Source organism: Rhizobium sp. B21/90, assembly GCF_019355815.1.
Classification (GTDB): Bacteria; Pseudomonadota; Alphaproteobacteria; order Rhizobiales; family Rhizobiaceae; genus Rhizobium; species Rhizobium rhododendri.
Window position 1 is genome coordinate 3,396,344 of sequence record NZ_CP072162.1, and the last position, 18,352, is coordinate 3,414,695.

At 60.8% G+C, this 18,352-nt stretch carries 14 protein-coding genes and 4 pseudogenes; 9 read left to right on the plus strand and 9 right to left on the minus strand.

All coding sequences use genetic code 11. The annotated features are described in order from the left end of the window. Positions 1–39 precede the first annotated feature (39 nt). The 5 genes and pseudogenes from ybaL to J5278_RS30970 all read left to right on the plus strand — a co-directional run. Positions 40–1,866 carry a YbaL family putative K(+) efflux transporter gene (gene ybaL, locus J5278_RS16465; protein ID WP_209182810.1) on the plus strand — a complete coding sequence of 609 codons (1,827 nt, stop codon included), beginning with the start codon at positions 40–42 and terminating at the stop codon, positions 1,864–1,866. Positions 1,867–1,878: 12 nt separating this feature from the next. Continuing rightward, positions 1,879–2,298, plus strand: coding sequence for a hypothetical protein (locus J5278_RS16470; protein ID WP_209182809.1), 420 nt, complete (start codon positions 1,879–1,881; stop codon positions 2,296–2,298). A 90-nt stretch (positions 2,299–2,388) separates the two neighbouring features. Further along, positions 2,389–4,950 (plus strand): protein translocase subunit SecD, encoded by a 2,562-nt coding sequence (gene secD, locus J5278_RS16475; protein ID WP_209182808.1) that lies wholly within the window; start codon positions 2,389–2,391, stop codon positions 4,948–4,950. A 691-nt stretch (positions 4,951–5,641) separates the two neighbouring features. Next, positions 5,642–6,100, plus strand: coding sequence for a VOC family protein (locus tag J5278_RS16480; protein WP_209182807.1), 459 nt, complete (start codon positions 5,642–5,644; stop codon positions 6,098–6,100). Between the two features lie 18 nt (positions 6,101–6,118). Then, positions 6,119–6,223: pseudogene (locus J5278_RS30970) on the plus strand (phospholipid methyltransferase); the annotation flags it as partial. Positions 6,224–6,519: 296 nt separating this feature from the next. On the opposite strand, the gene J5278_RS16485 reads toward J5278_RS30970, so the two are convergent. After that, positions 6,520–7,392, minus strand: a complete 873-nt coding sequence (locus J5278_RS16485) for an SMP-30/gluconolactonase/LRE family protein (RefSeq protein ID WP_209182806.1) — start codon at positions 7,390–7,392, stop codon at positions 6,520–6,522. 249 nt (positions 7,393–7,641) lie between these two features. Between J5278_RS16485 and J5278_RS16490 the strand changes: the two genes are divergently transcribed. Next, on the plus strand, positions 7,642–9,711 hold the full coding sequence (locus tag J5278_RS16490) for an ATP-dependent helicase (RefSeq protein WP_209182805.1): 2,070 nt from the start codon (positions 7,642–7,644) through the stop codon (positions 9,709–9,711). A gap of 220 nt (positions 9,712–9,931) precedes the next feature. Here J5278_RS16490 and J5278_RS16495 read toward each other — a convergent pair whose 3' ends face one another. Next, entirely contained in the window at positions 9,932–10,339 is a 408-nt protein-coding gene (locus J5278_RS16495; RefSeq protein ID WP_209182804.1) for a hypothetical protein, read from the minus strand. A 118-nt stretch (positions 10,340–10,457) separates the two neighbouring features. Beyond that, positions 10,458–10,855 (minus strand): annotated as a pseudogene (locus J5278_RS30975) (TetR/AcrR family transcriptional regulator); the annotation flags it as partial. 12 nt (positions 10,856–10,867) lie between these two features. Here J5278_RS30975 and J5278_RS16505 point away from each other — a divergent pair. After that, a pseudogene (locus J5278_RS16505) lies at positions 10,868–11,207 on the plus strand (Rid family hydrolase). A 116-nt stretch (positions 11,208–11,323) separates the two neighbouring features. Here the strand turns inward: J5278_RS16505 and J5278_RS16510 are convergent. From J5278_RS16510 to J5278_RS16520, 3 genes are all read right to left on the minus strand, one after another. Next, complete coding sequence (locus tag J5278_RS16510; protein WP_209182802.1) at positions 11,324–11,746, minus strand: glyoxalase superfamily protein; 423 nt, start codon at positions 11,744–11,746, stop codon at positions 11,324–11,326. After that, positions 11,743–13,140, minus strand: coding sequence for an MATE family efflux transporter (locus J5278_RS16515; protein WP_209182801.1), 1,398 nt, complete (start codon positions 13,138–13,140; stop codon positions 11,743–11,745). The genes J5278_RS16510 and J5278_RS16515 overlap by 4 nt, the downstream gene beginning before the upstream one ends. Positions 13,141–13,408: 268 nt before the next feature. After that, positions 13,409–14,002 (minus strand): TetR/AcrR family transcriptional regulator, encoded by a 594-nt coding sequence (locus J5278_RS16520; RefSeq protein ID WP_209182800.1) that lies wholly within the window; start codon positions 14,000–14,002, stop codon positions 13,409–13,411. 144 nt (positions 14,003–14,146) lie between these two features. Between J5278_RS16520 and J5278_RS16525 the strand changes: the two are divergent. Then, a pseudogene (locus tag J5278_RS16525) lies at positions 14,147–14,544 on the plus strand (RidA family protein). A 133-nt stretch (positions 14,545–14,677) separates the two neighbouring features. Here the strand turns inward: J5278_RS16525 and J5278_RS16530 are convergent. Then, a complete protein-coding gene (locus J5278_RS16530; protein ID WP_209182799.1) occupies positions 14,678–15,238 on the minus strand; it encodes a PadR family transcriptional regulator in 561 nt (186 codons plus the stop codon). An 81-nt stretch (positions 15,239–15,319) separates the two neighbouring features. Here J5278_RS16530 and J5278_RS16535 point away from each other — a divergent pair, with 81 nt between their 5' ends. Then, positions 15,320–16,081: an SDR family oxidoreductase gene (locus J5278_RS16535; protein WP_209182798.1), complete on the plus strand. Its 762-nt coding sequence runs from the start codon at positions 15,320–15,322 to the stop codon at positions 16,079–16,081. A 21-nt stretch (positions 16,082–16,102) separates the two neighbouring features. Here the strand turns inward: J5278_RS16535 and J5278_RS16540 are convergent, their stop codons facing one another. Both J5278_RS16540 and galE read right to left on the minus strand, forming a co-directional pair. Further along, a complete protein-coding gene (locus J5278_RS16540; protein WP_209182797.1) occupies positions 16,103–17,161 on the minus strand; it encodes an enoyl-CoA hydratase/isomerase family protein in 1,059 nt (352 codons plus the stop codon). Between the two features lie 126 nt (positions 17,162–17,287). Continuing rightward, the gene (gene galE / locus J5278_RS16545; protein WP_209182796.1) at positions 17,288–18,316 is read right to left on the minus strand and encodes a UDP-glucose 4-epimerase GalE; all 1,029 of its coding nucleotides are present in this window, start codon (positions 18,314–18,316) and stop codon (positions 17,288–17,290) included. Between the last annotated feature and the right edge of the window lie 36 nt (positions 18,317–18,352).

The following is an 18,352-nucleotide window of genomic DNA, read 5'->3' on the forward strand; positions in this document are numbered from 1 at the left end:
TCATATTATTTACAGGATTTCCAGCCGGGGGACACCACGATGCCGCACGACACACCTTTGATCTCAACGATCGTCATGGGTCTCGTGCTGGCTTTCATCTTCGGCGCCATCGCCAACAAGCTTCGCATGCCGCCGCTGGTCGGCTACCTCGTCGCCGGTGTCCTTGCAGGCCCCTATACGCCGGGCTTCGTCGCCGACCAGGGGTTGGCACCCGAGCTTGCTGAAATCGGCGTCATTCTCCTGATGTTCGGCGTCGGCCTGCATTTTTCGCTGAAAGACCTGCTGTCGGTGCGCTTCATCGCGGTTCCGGGAGCTCTCGTGCAGATCGCCTTTGCCACACTGCTCGGCTGGGGGCTCGGCGAATTGATGGGCTGGTCGCTCGGCGGCAGTCTCGTCTTCGGCCTGGCGCTGTCTGTCGCCTCTACCGTCGTGCTGCTGAAGGCGCTGCAGGAGCGTCGTCTCGTCGAGACAGAGCGCGGCAAGATCGCAGTCGGCTGGCTGATTGTCGAGGATCTGGCGATGGTTCTGGCGCTGGTGCTGATCCCCGCGGCCGCCAGTATTTCCGGCGATGGTCATGCGCCGGTCGAGCCGCTTTCCGCCGCTGTCAACAGGCTGTTCGATCTCGATCTCGGAATTGGCGGCATCATCGGCATGACCTTGCTGAAGGTGGCGCTGTTCGTGGCGCTGATGCTGGTGTTCGGGCGCCGCGTCATTCCGTGGATCCTGCACCGCACCGCCCATACCGGCTCGCGCGAACTTTTCCGTCTTGGCGTGCTGGCGATTGCGCTCGGCGTCGCCTTCGGTGCAGCCAAGCTGTTCGGCGTGTCGCTGGCACTCGGCGCCTTCTTTGCCGGCATGGTGCTTGCCGAAAGCGAACTCAGCCATCGCGCCGCGCAGGAAAGCCTGCCGTTGCGCGATGCCTTCGCGGTGCTGTTCTTCGTATCGGTCGGCATGCTGTTCGATCCCAGCATCCTGCTGGAGCATCCGCTGCTGGTGTTGGCGACGGTGTTCATCATCGTGGTCGGCAAGTCTGCCGCCGCCTTTCTGATCGTGCTGGCATTTCGCAAACCGATCGGTACGGCGCTGACAATTTCAGCAAGTCTGGCGCAAATCGGCGAATTCTCCTTTATCCTCGCAGCAATGGGAGTCGAACTCGGTTTGCTGCCCGAGCAGGGACGCGACCTCATCCTTGCCGGCGCCATCATCTCGATCATCCTCAACCCCCTCGTCTTCTATGGCTGCGGCCGGCTCAAGCGTCATCTCGATGCCAAAAACAGCTCATTGCAGGACGCCAGTGCTGAAGCGGATGCAGCGGCACAGACGCACGCTGCGGAAGAGGAGGTGCCGGTTATCGGCGCCGAGCGGGACCCTGGCCCGACGACACTCACCGGACATGTCGTGGTCGTCGGGTACGGCCGGGTCGGCAGCATCGTTGGTCAGAACCTCCTGTCTTCCGGTACACCATTCCTGGTCATCGAAGATGCCGAAAAGCGCGTCATTGACCTCAGGGACAGCGGCATAGAGGCAATTTCCGGCAATGCTGCCTCTGCGGAAGTTCTGGGGTTCGCCAATCTCAGCGCCGCCCGTAGCCTTGTGATCGCCATCCCGAATGCCTTCGAGGCGTGCAGCGTCGCCGAACAGGCGCGCAGCCTCAATCCATCAATCCTGATCGTCGCCCGGGCCCATTCGGACGCCGAGGTGGACGAACTGACGCGCTATGGCGCCGATACCGTGATCATGGGCGAGCGGGAAATTGCGCTGGGGATGGTTGACCGGCTGCGCCAAGTGCATCATGACAGGCCTCTCTATGAAGATGCGCCGTCGGCTGATAGAATAGCTGACACGCTTGTAACTACACGTGAATAGGTCGTTTAGCCCTTGAGCCTGTCCGACGACGGCATTGCCGACAGCGAAGAGATGAGACAGCCTCGCGGCGCGATGCCCCGCGTGATGGCGTCGTTGATCGTTGCTTTCTTTGCCTATCTGGGTCTTGCCCTCGGTGGCGGCTTTGCAACGTTCGCCAGTACAGAGACCAACAATTTCTCTGCGGCCAAGGGCAGCCAGCAGCCCCATTACATCGCCCAGCGCGACAATTCCCGAGGCGTCGTCGCTGCAGAGCGCAGTGCCGAGCCCAAAGCCAGCTGGCATGACGGCAACGCTGCGCTTTTGGCCTTCGCCACGCCGATCCACACTTTCGACTACGACGCCGGGTGCCTGCCACCGCTGGCCTCATCTCTTTCCGGGCCCGGCAATGTCCGCGCCTACCTGGCCCGTGGCCCGCCGGCTGCTTCCGCCTGACCGAACGCGCGCCTCGGCGCATCTCCCTTACACCAGACACACGCGCCAGCGCTTTTCCCGCTGGCAAACGCGTATTCAAGGATAGACATCATGCGCACCTCTCCATGGCTCGTGTTCACCTACTCGGTGATCATCGTGCTTGGCATGCTCATCGCCCTGCCGAACGTCCTGCCGCAATCGGCTCTCAACCGCATTCCCGCCTGGCTGCCCCACAGCCAGGTCTCACTCGGCCTCGATCTTCGCGGCGGCTCGCACCTCGTTCTCGAAGTCGACGAAGGCGATCTGGTACATGAACGTCTGCAGACGCTTGTCCAGGATGCCCGCCGCGTACTGAGGGCGAAGAACATCCAGACCAAGTCGGTCGTCCAGAATGCGACGCAGGTCGTCATTGCGCTCACCGACCCGTCGCAGAGCGACGCGGCCGTGACCGAGCTGAAGACGCTGGCAAACACCATCACCACCGGCATCAGCGCCGGCCAATCCGACCTGAACGTGGCCTCGAATAACGGCATCATCACGCTTGCCTATTCGCAGGTCGGCATCAATTCCAACGTCGATGCCGCCGTCCAGCAGAGCCTCGAGATCATTCGCCAGCGCGTCGACCAGGTTGGCGTGTCCGAGCCGACCATCCAGCGTATCGGCAACAACCGCGTTCTCGTACAGCTGCCGGGCACCCAGGATCCTTCGCGCCTGCGCGAATTGCTGGGCTCGACAGCAAAAATGTCGTTCCACATGCTGTCTGACAGCGGCGACATCACCAACCCCGGCCCCGGCGTCACCGTCATGAAGGACGACAAGGGCAACAGCTATGCGATCCAGGATCGCGTCGAGCTCTCCGGCGACCGCCTCGCCGATGCCCGCGTCTCGTTCGACCAGAATACCCACGAACCGCTGGTGACGTTCCGCTTCGACAGCGCCGGTGCCAACCGCTTTGCTGAAATCACCCGTGCCAATGTCGGCAAGCCATTTGCCATCATTCTCGACAACAAGGTGCTGAGCGCGCCGGTCATCCGCGAGCCGATCACCGGTGGCTCCGGCCAGATCTCGGGCAACTTCACCGCCGAAAGCGCAACCACGCTGTCGGCTCTGCTCCGCGCCGGCGCCCTGCCCGCCAAGCTCACCGTCATCGAAGAGCGCACGGTAGGCGCCGATCTTGGCGCCGATGCCATCAAGATGGGCATCTATTCAGGCCTCGTCGGCTTTGCCCTCGTCGCCCTATTCATCTTCGTGCTCTACGGCACCTGGGGTATCCTTGCCAACGTCGCCCTGCTGATCCACACGATCCTGACCTTCTCGGCCCTGACGCTTGTCGGCGCCACGCTGACGCTGCCGGGCATCGCGGGTATCGTTCTCGGTATCGGCCTTGCGGTCGACGCCAACGTGCTGATCAACGAGCGTATCCGTGAAGAGACCCGCAAGGGACGCGGAGCCTTTGCCGCTATCGACAACGGTTTCCGGCGCGCCTACTCGACCATCATCGACGGTAACATGACGGCGCTCATTGCCGCCGCCATCCTGTTCTACTTCGGCTCTGGCCCGGTTCGCGGCTTCGCCGTTACCATGGGTCTCGGCCTGATCATCTCGATGTTCACCTCGGTCGCCTTCGTGCGCGTCGTGATGATCGCCATCGCCCGCCGCCGCAAGCTGAAGGTCATCAACATCCAGTCGATGTTCCGGTTCTCACCCTACGACCGGCACATCCAGTTCATGAAGGCCCGCTTCTTCGGCGTCGCAGTGTCGGCGATCCTGTCGCTCGCCTCGATCGGACTGTTCATCTATCCGGGCCTCAACTACGGCGTCGACTTCCGTGGCGGCATCCAGATGTCGGTGAAGACGCAAGGGACGGCCGATCTTTCGACGTTCCGCGAAGGCCTGAACACACTCGGCCTGGGTGAAATCACCCTGCAGTCGTTCGGCGACAAGAACACCATTCTGGTCCGCGCCCAGCGCCAGGATGGCGGCGAGGAGGCCCAGACGGCAGCAGTTACAAAGCTGAAAGCCGAAGTCACCAAGATCGACCCGACAGCAACGGTCGAAGGCACCGATGTCATCGGCCCGAAGGTTTCGGGCGAACTGGCCTGGGCAGGTATCCTGTCGGTGGTCATCGCCAGCTTCGCGATGCTGTTCTACATCTGGTTCCGCTTCGAATGGCCGTTTGCCGTCGGCGCCATCGTGACCTTGGTGCTTGATGTCACCAAGCTGGTAGGCTTTTTCGCCATCACCGGCCTCGACTTCAACCTGACGGCCATTGCCGCGGTGCTGACGATGGTCGGCTACTCGGTCAACGACAAGGTCGTCGTCTACGACCGCATGCGTGAAAACATGCGTCTCTACAAGTCGATGCCCTTGCGCGAGATCATCGACAAGTCGATCAACGAAACGCTCGCCAGAAGCCTTTACACCAACGCTACCGCATTCCTGGCGCTGGTCCCGATGGCGATCTGGGGCGGCAGCGCCGTGTCGAGCTTCGCCATTCCGATGGTGTTCGGCATCCTCGTTGCCGGTGCATCGTCGATCTTCATCGCAGCGCCGATCCTGCTGTTCCTCGGCGACTGGCGCACCCGCCACCGCGCAGTTACCGTCGCAAACGACGCCAAGGCAGCAGAAGCCGAAGCGGCCAAGCCGAAAAAGCAGCTTCCGGCAGCGGAATAGAAAAGAAAGGGCGCCCCGGCAGGAGGCGCCCTTTAACTGAAATGTGGAATATTTTCTGTCGCAAATGTCTGTCGCGAAACTCCCACTTTTGCGAGTGGCTTTTGCGACAGAAATTCCCCTGAAAAGTCAGGGATCGATGATCTTGTCGAGGATGTTAGGATATTTGCGACAGCACGTCCGCTTTGCGTCAAAAGCAGTCATCGCAGTAAGCCGTCGGCTCCACGGGACCGTTCGATATTCATTAATTTGGAAGGTCGTCGCACAGATAGTCGTGTGTTCTGGTGTTTGGATACGCAGCAGAGGAAAGAGAAAGCCACCACTGACGCGATGGTGCCTGCGCAAGGCTGAGCGGGAACATCAGAGTTTCGCTCTTCAAAAAGAACGATATTTTCTGCCTTTCATCGAAGAAAGAAATTTGAACCTGCTGAAGGATAAAAGGAGTGGTTTTTTGGCCTGGCATAACGAATTCCGGCCAAGCCCTCCGGTGGATACTCAGTCTCTGCATTTGCTGGCTGGGTTAATTCTCATTTCGATGGTAGGCGGAACATGCGATTTATTATCTTCATTTTGCTGAATTAACTGACTTGAAGTGATGCTCCGAACGGTGTCGAGAGACGAAAGAAAGTTCGTAAGGCTATCGAGCCGTCGCTAGATCGGGCAGACGTAACTGGTAGATATGTGAGGATTAAAGATGGCCGAAGATGCCGGCGTAGTAGCTGTGGACCACACGGGCTTCTCGGTCGCCTCGTTGGAGGAGGCGATCCAGTTCTGGACTGAGGCGATGGGTTTCGACCTTGCTCGCCGAGGAGAGATGGGTGGGGAGTTTCTACGGGAGGCTACCGGGGTTGACGACCCCCGTTGCCGAATGGCGCTGGTGACGGCTCCAAATGGCTACCCTATCGAGCTTCTCGAGTATTCGACAGGCCGTACGCTGGGCCAGACACCTCGTAGCGCGGGTGCGATCGGCGCCGCTCATATCGCCTTCACGGTTAAGGATATCCGCACGGCGATCGCGCGGGTTGAGACGGCGGGGTGGGCAGTGAACGGTTCGCCGCAGCCGATACCAGCCGGCCCCCGATGCGGAACAATGGTCGCGTACATCTCCGGCCCGGATGGTATCACCATAGAGCTGATGCAGCCGCCTGCTTAGTGGAGGATTGCTGATACTTTACTCCAGCGGCTGGGGCTCAAGGCTATTCGCATCAGCACCACCTATGCAAACCTGCCGCCTGCAAGCGTATATCGCATCATGAGGACGACAGTCGCCGCATGAACCGGACAGCTTGCACACCCTGGCTTGTCCGCTTTGGGCCAAAAGCAGCCTTTCACCTTTGTCGCAAATCTTCCAATTAATGCGACAGTTTTGCGGCTGAACTTTTCGACGTCGCAAAAACCAATGTTTTGCGACGGGTGAGTCCCCAGGATGCTTCACGAAGATATTTCCGGCAAGACAAACCGCCCGAAACACCCATGCCGGAAGGGATTCGGCACCAGTCTCTACCTGGGTTCCATATTTCGGTTAGGGGCTGGCCGGCAGGAGGCGCCCTTTTTCTTTACTCCATAGCCGGATCAGATCTTTGGACGGTGCAGCGGCAGCCCCGGCTTGGGCGCCGGGATGCGCTCGATGGCGCCGTGCTCCTGTTCGGTGATCAGCACCTGCTTGCCATCGACGGTGAAGGCGACGTTGCTCGGCAACGTGCCGTTGGTGCGGATATGGCCAGAGAGCTTGCCGGACGTGTCGATCAGGCAGATGTCGCCCTGGCCATACACGGCGCAATAAAGCGTGTCGTCACGATCGAAGGCCAGGCCGGCCGGTCCCTTCAGGCGCGTACCCATCGGCGAGCGCAGGGCGTGGGCAAAGATTTCCTGCCGGCCCCCGAGCACCTGACGATAGATATTACCGGTCAGCATCTCGCTGTAATAGAGCAAGCCGTTCGAATCGAAGGCAATGCCGCTCGCCAGCAGCAGGCCCGCCGCCAGCGACCGGAGCACGCGTCCGTCGGCTGGATCGATCTGGTAGATGCAACCATTGTAGGGCGCATTCAAAAAGTCCGGCCGGATTGTTTGGCCGATGACGAGATCGGCGATCCGAACGCCGGCGTCGCTCATGTACAAAAGCCCGTCCGGACCGAAAGCGAGATCACGCGGCAGGACGAAGGGTCCCGTCTCGCTGCCTTCGATCATCTGGAGCATCCGACCTTCGGGCGACAGGCGCACCAGCGAGTTTTCCGGACCGCCGGCCACCCAGAAGCAGCCATCGCCATCGACAGCCAACCCGGACGGACGTCCGCCCGGTCGGCAGATTTCCCGGCGTTGGCCGTGCGGTGCGATTACCGATACGCATCGGCGACCGTCTTCCATCTCGACACATGCAATGCGCCCATCCTGCAGTCCGACCGGCCCATCAGGCTGGTGTAACCCGACTGCAATCGTCTCATTCATTCCGACGCATCTCCCGGGGCACGCAATAATATTAAAGACATTGCTAACCTTTCCGATTCATTAAGTAAACGAAAGCCGACCGCCGCCATTCTGCGCGTCGTTGCGTCAAACCGGCCCAAGCTCGCTTGACAGTTTTCGCCGATTCAGAACATTTAACGAACATTCGGGCAATCTAATGGTGCTTCGAAAATCTTCGGAAATACAATAACGGCATGGCAGCGGCCGCTCCGGAGCAATAGAGGAGAGCCAATGAACGCCGCCTATCTGGAAAAACTCAATCCCGAGCAGCGGCTGGCCGTCGAGCACGGCACCGACATCGACGGAAGCCATGTGTCCGGCCCCCTGCTGGTGATCGCCGGCGCGGGCTCCGGGAAGACCAACACGCTCGCCCACCGCGTTGCCCACCTGATCGTCAAGGGCGCCGACCCGCGCCGTATCCTGCTTATGACCTTCTCGCGCCGGGCTGCTGCCGAGATGGGCCGCCGCGTCGAGAAGATCTGCGCCCAGGTGCTCGGCCCGAAAGCCGGAATCATGACGGATGCGCTGGCCTGGAGCGGGACATTCCACGGCATCGGCGCGCGCCTGCTGCGCGACTATGCCGAACAGATCGGCCTCGACCCAGCGTTTACGATCCACGATCGCGAAGACAGCGCCGACCTGATGAACCTGATCAGGCACGACCTCGGTTGTTCGAAGACCGAGAACCGCTTTCCGACCAAAGGCACCTGCCTTGCCATCTATTCGCGCGCGGTCAATTCCGAGACGCCGCTGGACCAGGTTCTGCGCGATGTCTTCCCATGGTGCGCCACCTGGGAAAACCAGCTGCGGGAACTCTTTGCCAGCTATGTCGAGGCGAAGCAGGTGCAGAACGTACTCGATTACGACGACCTGCTGCTTTACTGGGCACATATGGTGCATGAGCCGCTGATCGCCGAAGACATTGGCGACCGGTTCGACCATGTGATGGTCGACGAGTACCAGGATACCAACCGGCTGCAGTCCTCGATCCTGATGGCGCTGAAGCCCGGCGGACAGGGCCTTACGGTTGTCGGCGACGACGCCCAGTCGATCTACTCCTTCCGCGCCGCGACGGTCCGCAACATCCTCGATTTCCCCGCATCGTTTTCGCCGGCCGCCCGTATCGTCACGCTCGACCGCAACTATCGCTCGACGCAGCCGATCCTTGCCGCCGCCAACGCCGTCATCGATCTGGCCTCCGAGCGTTTCACCAAGAACCTGCGCACCGAGCGGACGTCGGCACAGCGCCCGAAGCTGGTGACCGTTCGCGACGAGGCCGACCAGGCCCGCTACATCGCCGACATGGTGCTTGAAAACCGCGAGGGCGGCACCATCCTGAAACAGCAGGCCGTGTTGTTCCGGGCCTCGCATCACTCCGGCCCGCTGGAGATCGAACTGACGCGGCGCAACATTCCGTTCGTCAAGTTCGGCGGCCTGAAATTCCTCGACAGCGCCCACGTGAAGGACATGCTGGCCGCCCTGCGCTTTGCCCAGAACCCGCGCGACCGCGTGGCCGGTTTCCGACTGATGCAGCTTCTGCCCGGCGTCGGGCCGTCGACAGCACAAAAAGTGCTCGACCGGATGGACGACGAGGCGAGCCCGATTACCGCGCTGACCGAAATCCCCGCCCCGCCTCGCAGCGGCGATGACTGGACCAGTTTTGTCGAGACCTTGCAGGCGGTGAAATCGGGCAAGGCCGGCTGGCCGGCTGAAATCGGTCTGGTGCGGGAATGGTATGCGCCACATCTGGAGCGCTTGCACGAGGATGCAGCGACACGGCAGGCGGATCTTCTGCAGCTCGAACAGATCGCCTCGGGCTATCCCTCGCGGGAACGTTTTCTGACCGAACTGACACTCGACCCGCCGGATGCGACGAGCGACCAGGCCGGAGTTCCGCTGCTCGACGAAGATTATCTCATCCTCTCGACGATCCATTCCGCCAAGGGCCAGGAATGGACCAAGGTATTCATGCTGAACGTCATCGACGGCTGCATTCCCTCCGATCTCGGCGTCGGTACAAGCGCCGAGATCGAGGAGGAGCGTCGGCTGCTCTACGTGGCGATGACCCGCGCCAAGGACAATCTAGACCTGGTGCTGCCGCAACGCTTCTTCGTCCACGGCCAGAACGCCCAGGGCGACCGCCACGTCTATGCCAACCGCACCCGCTTCATCCCGGCAACGCTGCTGCAGTTCTTCGAAGTCTGCGGCTGGCCCACCGCCCGCTCAGGCTCACCCGCCGCCCAGCAGGCACGGCAGATCCGGGTGAATGTCGGCGCGCGGATGCGGGGGATGTGGCGGTAGGGGTGCTGGGGGGACCAGCGAGCGGAAGCATTCGGTGCCCCGCACTATCCGGCGTATCGAATTTGCAAGCGAAACTCAGTTCGCGCCACATCAGTTTTTGAAACAGACTTGTGACCAGCTCTTCGAGGCCATTGGCAGCCGGACCGATTGTCTTTGATTGCGGCTACAAAGCGAAGCTCCGCTGAGAAAGCGGGCTCCCGCGTCGGTATTGAGGGCTAATTTAGGAGCCAAACCACTCCCCGTCGTTATTTTTCCAGATTATAGCTGGCACTTTGTAAAAGTAACCGTTTAGCTGCGGATCATCTCTGTGAGAGGCATCTTCTGGCCATTCCGCGAGCAAAAAATCAACAATTTCATCACTAGAGACACCCCAATGGCTTTCTGGTTGCTGAATTGTGTATTTTGGGTTCGGGTTTGTCTTTTCGTTATAGTAGACATCAGCGCCCGGCTTAACAAAACTCACACGACCATCATCAAATAACTCCTTGATAATACTTAGGAACGCCTGCTTGTGTTCACCGAATGTAAAGTCAGGATTCTGAAAAAATATATTCCCCCATAGCCCGGTGATCCACATCCCGAACGAATCCGATATTATTAACTCCTTATTTTTAATATTAGTGGTCATCGATATTTGACTCCGGAGGCCTTCTGGCGGATTGGCCTGTTCGTGACGCTTGCGTGGTTAAATCACTAGCGCTAGGCACCATGCCAGCGACTGGCGTCAGCAAAAAACTAAGATCGCCTTACAGCGGTGTTCGGAGCAGAACTGTGGCCAGGGCTTGAAAGGCTTCCACGGCCTTAAGCAAAACGGCCTTGGCGTCCTCACTTGCGGCGACCCATAGTGCAGCATTCAGGGCAGCATCGATGAGAAGGCAAGCTGCCGCTTCCGCGTTGAGAGATTTTATGATTCCCTTTTCCATTAGCCTTTCCACCGTCTGCCGCGTCACTTCAAGGCAGCTGTCCTGGCTGGGCCATTCCGATGGGTCTACCAGTACCGCCGATCCATCGAGGAGGACAATCCTTTGAACCTCGGGGTCGAGCGGCATCTCGATATAGGCCGTCGCCTCTGCCAACAGCCCCTGCCACTCGTCTTTTCCGCTGCAGCGATCTCCTTGGCACGCTGAGCAATCTCAGAATCGATCTAAGGAAGAGAATGACCCAGCGAACCGCAATATCTCCCGCAAATAGACATACGCTCTACGAAGCGCACGGCTAGTCCGCAGCCGTCCGATCTGGCGACCTGCTGTTTGTTTCCGGTCAGGTCGCCAGCCTCGCAGATGGAACACCCGAGCCCGACTTCCAGGCCAAGGTGCAACTTGCATTCACCAACCTCGCAGCCGTGCTCGAAGCTGCCGGCTGCACGTTCGGATGTCCTGGATGTCACGACATTCCATACTGATCTGCAAAAGCAGTTCGAAACCATCATGCCGATCAAACAGCAGTTCTTCGACGGGAAGTCCTATTCGACTTGGACCGCGGTCGTAGTGACATAGCTCGCCGGGTTTGATTTCGAAAGCAAGGTGATCGCCCGCATGCCGGGAGCGGCTTGAGGCTCGCCAGCCGCACGGCCGCAGCAGGGTCAACGGGCCGAAGCCTGCCTCGAGCCCCCTCACAACGGTGCCAAGGTCAGGTGGAATGCTCCGTTCGATGTTTTCCGGATTGAGTTTCCATGGCTGTCGATAACGCTCCTGACCGCGCGGCGCATGTTGGAGAAGCCGGGGAAGGTCACGGTGTCCACCGGCTCGTCAAGCCGGACGGAGACGGCGTACTGGTTCCCCATGGACGACAGGGATTTGATCTCTCCCTTGAAGGGTTGCCCGAGATAGCGGCCTTGCACCCTTTGGCCGATGCTGAGAGGTACAGGGGCAGCCTTTGCCAAGCGCGCCGACAGGGTGTTCCAGTCGCGTGCGCCGGACTGGTGGGCGATCACTTCGAGCGCCTGGGCATGGCCCAGCACCACATCCTGGGCAGCCAGGGCGGTCTTGAGTTTCTTTGCCTGCGCCTTGGCTTCGGCAATGGTTCTGACAGTCATGACGCGCGCTCCATTCCCTCAAGGCCGATTGCGCCCGCGCGCCTTCGCGTCTTGAACGCGGAGGACAGCACCAGGACGGCAACAATTGCGGCGAGACTATCGGCCAGAGGGTAGGCGAACCAGATCAAATCGGCGCCCCCTGAAACAGCAAGCGCAGCAATGAGAAGCGGCAACAGCACGAAAGGCTTGGCCACGGTCAGCAAGCCCGCAAGCGCTGGCTGGCCCACAGCCTGGAAATACAGTCCGAACACGAAAACCGGCCCCGACACCAGATAGAGCGCCGCCATCGGCCGGAAAAGCCTTCCGGTTTGAGCGACCACATCGGGATTGGAGACGAACAATGCGCCGATGCTGCTCCCCGCGAGGAGCAGACAAAACTCCACCGCGAAACAGTAGACCAAGGCCGTTGCGACCGCGATCCCCAGGACATTATCCGAACGCGCGTAGAGCCGCGCACCGACATTGTTGCCGACGATGCTCTGCATGGCCATCGCGATCGCCATGATCGGCAAAAAGGTGAAGCCGAAGACGCGGGTCACGATGCCGTAGGCAGCGATGGATTTCTCGTAATTTGCGCCGTCGCCGAGCCGCAAGGCAAGAAGCACGACCGTTCCCGAAAGGGCAATGCCGATGAAACCCAGACTGACCGGCGCGCCCAGCGCCAGCAGCCGTCGCCATCCCCCCGTCCAGCGGTTCTGCCAGAGGCTCCCAAGGGGCATCATCCCGTCGACAAAGGGGCGCAAGCCGACCAAAAGTGCCAGCCCTATGGCCTGGGCGAGGATCGTGCCGAGAGCCGATCCGGCGATCCCGAGCTTGAGCGGCACGATCAGGATGTAGTTCAGCGCGATATTCGCGAGCGTCACGCCAAGCGACAGGAGCGCCATCAATCCGGCTTTTCCTTCGTTTCTCCAGGCATCGGCATGAATTCCCAGCAGGAACTGCACCGATGTTCCGAATATACTGATCGCCAGAAAAACCCAAAGCATTTCCGCAACGGAGCGGTCGGATCCGGCCGTTCGCAACGCGAAGCTCCATCCTCCCACCATAAAGATCAGGATCAGCATTGCGGCGATGAGCAGGGCAAGCCCATGGGCGGCCGCAAAGGTCGCGGCAGCCGCGTCGCGGGCAGAGGCGCCAAGCTGGCGAGCCAGCAAACTGGACATCCCGGCGCTGACGAGCGTGGAGAGGGAAATGGTCAGCATGAGCACGGGGAAGGCGATGCCGACCGCAGCCATGGCTTTCGTGCCGACGAACCGACCGAGGAATGCGGCGTCGACGATACCGAGAAGCCCATTCATCAGCATGATGGCAGCCATGGGCAAGGCGGTAGCAGCAAATATTTTGTGCACGGGCGCAGTCAGAAATAGGTTGTCGTCAGAATGTCCTGTGGACATTGCTCACTCCTCCAGAGAGGCATTTCGGCTGAGGATGGGGGCCCGCATTGCCACCACCGAAATGCTTCGAGGGTGAGGATAATCTGTCTGCCGAACTTCACCGTGACTTGCGTCTGCAGGCGGCAGGTGTTCGTAACCCGTGCCACTTCAATCACTGCGGGAAATCTTTGTCAACAAACCAGTTTCCGGGGGACTTCGCTTCAAGAGCCGCGGAGGGGTGCCGGGGCTCCGAATTCTGGCGGATTTAGCCGACAAGCTTTGATGTGCCTCACACTGGTCTGGAGAGCAGGCCCGTGGCCAGTGCCTGAAACGCGTCGAGGGCCTTCGGGAGGACGGCCTCCGCATCTTCACTTGCAGCGACCCACAGCGCGGCATTCAGCGCAGCCCCGCTGAGAAGTCGGGCAACCGCCTCGGCATCCAGGGGCTTGAGTATTCCTTTTTCCATAAGCCTTTGCACCGCCTGCCTTGTCACATCGAGGCAGTTATCCTGACTGGGCCATTTCGATGGGTCTCCGAGGACAGCGGGGCCGTCCAGCAGAACAATCCTTTGAACCTCGGGGTCCAGCGCCATCTGGATATAGGCCGTCGCCTCCGCGAGCAGACCCTGCCACTCGTCTGATTGCGCAGCCCCAATCGCCTTGGCCCGTTGCGCCATTTCTGAATCAATCTCGTTGACCACGGCGGCGAGCAGTCCGCGCTTGTCTCCGAAGTTGTGGTACAGCGCGCCGCGCGTCAGGCCAGCATCAGCCGTCAATTCGTCCATGGACGCGGCGAAATAGCCTTTTTCCGCAAACGCCTTGCGCCCGGCGGCAATGAGCTTGCCCCGGTTTTCTTCCATCGTCTCGGCACGCCGCTTTGCCATTCCTCATTCCAATTTCACATACGCACCGTATATGTATTGACATACGCGTCGTACGTCATCTACTTTCGCATACGTAACGTATCTCAAATTGTCCGCTGTGGGAAGCCTGATGGCGAAGCTCCCACGGTGGCCAGAAGGAATAAAATGACCACGCGAAACGCAATATTTCCACCTCACAGACATGCGCTCTACGAAGCACACGGCTATTCGGCAGCGATCCAGTCCGGCGACCTGCTGTTTGTCTCCGGCCAGGTTGGCAGCCGCATCGACGGGACACCTGAACCCGAATTCCAGGGCCAGGTTGAACGTGCCTTCGAGAACCTGGCTGCCGTGCTCAAAGCAGCGGGCTGCACATTCGAGGATGTGATGGATGTCACGACGTTCCACACCGATCCGCAGAACCAGTTCGACACCATCATGCCGATCAAGCAGCGCTACTCGGGGAAAAGCCTTATCCAGCCTGGACTGCCATCGGGGTGACATGGCTCGCCGGCTTTGATTTCGAGATCAAGGTGATCGCCCGCCTGCCGGCAAAGGCTTAGATTCGACCGCAGTGTTGTGTCACTGCTGATACGAGCCCGAAACCGGCGATGGCTGCCAGGGCTGCGGGCAGCCATCGCGAATTGCGACCCTTGCCGAGGACGGGCGCGAATGCGGGGCTTGTGGCGGCAGCGGTCAGACTTTGCCCTCACTCACCTCGGCGACGATGGCATCGATATCGGCGATCACCTCGCGCAGATAGCCGATCTCGGCCCGCAACCGATGCTGCCCGTGCTTGAGCGCCGATCGTTTGGTGATGCCGATGTAGGGAGCGGCCCAGTCGTTGATGCGGTTGGCTTCCGCCAGCTGCGCTTCGAGCGCCTTCAACCTGATATCGAGGAGGCGCGGCAGTTCGGCGGCGCTGGCGGGATCGAGCCGGATCAGGGCAAGGTCGAACGGGTCGTGTTTGTACCAGATGTCGGTGAGGCCCGAACGGCGGAGATCGGAGAGAACGCGCCGACCCTCGTCAGTGATCTCATAGATCTGCCGCACGGGACGATTGCCATCACGCTCTTCGCTGACCTGACGAAGAAGCTTCTCCTCCGCCAGCCTCGACATTGCACCGTAGACCGCACCAACCGATATGTCTGTCCAAAGCGATACATAGCGGTTTTCGGCTTCTAGACGGAGCCGATGGCCATGCATGGGCCCGAGCAGATCGAAGGACGACAGAATGAACAACCGAATTGACGACATCTTACTCTCACGATAATACTCTCGCAGGAGTAATCTCCTGCATCCCGAATTTTCGGGTATCTCATGAAGGAGTAGAACGACATGAAGGCAAGCGGCAACACAATCCTCGTCACAGGCGGTGGTTCGGGCATCGGTCGTGCGCTTGCCCAGCGCTGGCACGATGCCGGCAATCGCGTCATCGTCACCGGGCGCCGCCGCGAGATGCTGGAGGAAACAGCGCAGGGTCGGGCCAACATCTTCGTGCACGAACTCGACATCGACGATGCCGCTGCGATCGAAACGGGCATAGGCGAGATCGTCGCTGCCTATCCAGACCTGAATGTGCTGGTGAACAATGCCGGGACCTACAAGAGCGAAAACCCGACCCGGAGGCGCGACCTCGCCGACGCGGAACGTATGATCGTGACCAATGTGCTGGGTCCGATCCGGATGTCGAATGCGCTGATCGACCACCTCTCCGCGCAAAAGCATGCGGCGATCATCAATGTTTCGTCTGGCACCGCCTTCGTTCCCTTTCCGGCCTCGCCCACCTACAGCGCCTCCAAGGCAGCGATCCACTCCTACACTGCCGCCATCCGCCCGCTGCTCAAGGGACGGGTCGAGATCATCGAGATCATTCCGCCTCAGGTGCAGACCGAGCTGACACCTGGTCAATCCCTGGACCCGAACTCGCAGCCGCTCGGCGAATTTGCCGACGAGGTCTTGGCATTGCTCCATGGCAATGGCGACCAATCGCCGGAAGAAGTGAGCGTCGAGCGTGTGCGCTACTTTCGCAATGCCGAACGGGCGGGACAATTCGACGAGGTGCTGGCGATGATGGTCGAATATACGCCCAAGGACTGAGCGGGGGCGACGCAGCCGTTTTTACCGGTCGAACAGCTTTGCCTCGGACACCTCAAGGAAGCGTTCCAGCGCCGCCTCGTCCACCGCATCGAGGCTGTCGGGGGACCATTGCGGATTGCGGTCCTTGTCGATGATGGCGGCGCGGATACCCTCGTAGAAATCGGTAGTCTTGAGGATCTGGCGGCAGGCGCCGAGTTCCCGCTCCAGACATTCGGCGAGATCCCGGCTTTTCCGCCCGGCGCGCAGCAGGAGCAGCGTCAGCTTCAGGCTGGTCGGGGAGCGTGTGGCGATGGCTTTCAGGCTGTCGGCGGCGAAGGCGTCAGGCTCCATGGCCAGCGCCGCCATGATGGCCTCGACGCTGTCATGGGCAAACGCACGGCCGATTGTCCCGGCGTTGGCGACGAAGATGCCGTCTTCCGGCGGCGTGGCGAAGGCTGCAATCGCCGTGTGGACGTCTTCCGCCGAAGCGCCCGGTTGCAATCGGCCGATGGCATCGATCGCCTCGGCGAGGTCCTGTGAGGCTACGTGATGGTCGGCAAGGCCGGCATCGATCGCATCCGCAGCGCCGATGGCAAGGCCGGTCAGGGCAAGCCAGGTGCCGGTCTCGCCTCCATCGCGGGAGAGCAGCCACGTGGCGCCGACGTCGGGGAAGTAGCCAATACCGGTCTCGGGCATAGCCAGGCGCGTCCGCTCGGTAACAATGCGGTGGCTGCCATGGGAGGAGAGGCCGACGCCGCCACCCATGGTGATACCGTCCATCAGTGCCACATAGGGTTTCGGGTATTCGGCAATCATCCGGTTGAGCCGGAATTCCTCGCGCCAGAAGCTGGTGGCGTCCTCGCCGCCGGTGCTGCCGCTCTGGTGCAGGGCGCGGATGTCGCCGCCGGCACAAAGTCCTCGCTCGCCCTCGCCCATGATAGCGACACTGGCAATCGCCGGATCGGCGGCGAAGCTTTCGAGGCTGCCGGCTATGGCCCGAACCATGGATAGCGTCAGGCTGTTCAGCGCCTTCGGCCGGTTAAGCCGGATGACGCCGACCGAGCCGTTGCGTTCGATGATGATCTCGTCTGCTGCCTGCATTGCCGAACTCCACCCTTTTTGCGAAGGAGATGGGCACCATCTGGCGGTCTGTCCAGCGGCATCTAAGAATAAGACACCGGGATCGACGAGCGCGGCGGCAGGCGCTCTGTGCATGCCCTTGCGATATCAGCAGACGGCGACGGGGGTGGGGGTCGTGAAACGGTCGGTCTCGCGGCGCTGCGCCAGATGATTTTCCCACGCGAGCGACGAGCGCACGATGGTTTCCATGCAGTTACGCCGTGGCGTCCAGCCGAGCACATCCCGAGCGAAGCTTGCATCGGCAACGACGCAGGCTGCATCGCCCGGCCGGCGCGGCGCGTGGTTTATCCGGAAGGCGCGTCCGTGGACCCGCGTCACCATGTTGAGCACGTCGAGGACGGAATAGCCCATGCCATAGCCGCAATTGGCAATCAGCGAAGGCCCGCCTGCCCTTAGGTGCTGCAGGGCCTTCAGGTGCGCCTCGGCGAGATCGCTGACATGAATGTAGTCGCGTACGCCGGTGCCGTCATGGGTCGGATAGTCGGTGCCATAGATATCGACGGCCGGGCGCCGGCCGAGTGCTGCCTCGCAGGCCACCTTGACGAGATGCGTGGCACCTTCCGTCGACTGGCCGGTGCGGCCTTCCGGGTCGGCTCCGGCGACGTTGAAATAGCGCAGTGCGACATAGCGGAAATCGTAGGCAGCAGCGGCGTCGCGCAGCATGTACTCCGACATCAGCTTGGAGAGCCCATAGGGTGTTTCCGGATTGAGCGAGGCAGTTTCCGGCACCGGTTCGCCCGTCGGCTGCGGCCCGTAGACGGCGGCTGTGGAGGAGAAGACAAAATGGCGAACCCCTGCCCTGACGGCAGCGCTCATCAGCACGCGCGTCTTGCCGGTGTTGTTCTCGTAGTAGGCGAGCGGATCCTTGATCGAGGACGAGACAATGGCCGAGCCCGCGAAATGGACGATCGCTTCGATATCGTTTTCGGCAAAGATCTTTTGCAGCACGGTCTCGTCGGCTGCATCGCCCAGGTAAAAACGCGCAGCCGGTGCCACAGCCCAGCGGAAGCCGGTCGACAGTCTGTCGATCACCACCACGTCCTCGCCGGCATCCAGCAAGGTCCAGACCATATGGCTGCCGATATAGCCGGCACCGCCCGTTACCAATATCGCCATGTCTTGCATCCCTGGCTTGTCATCGCGGGAGCATTG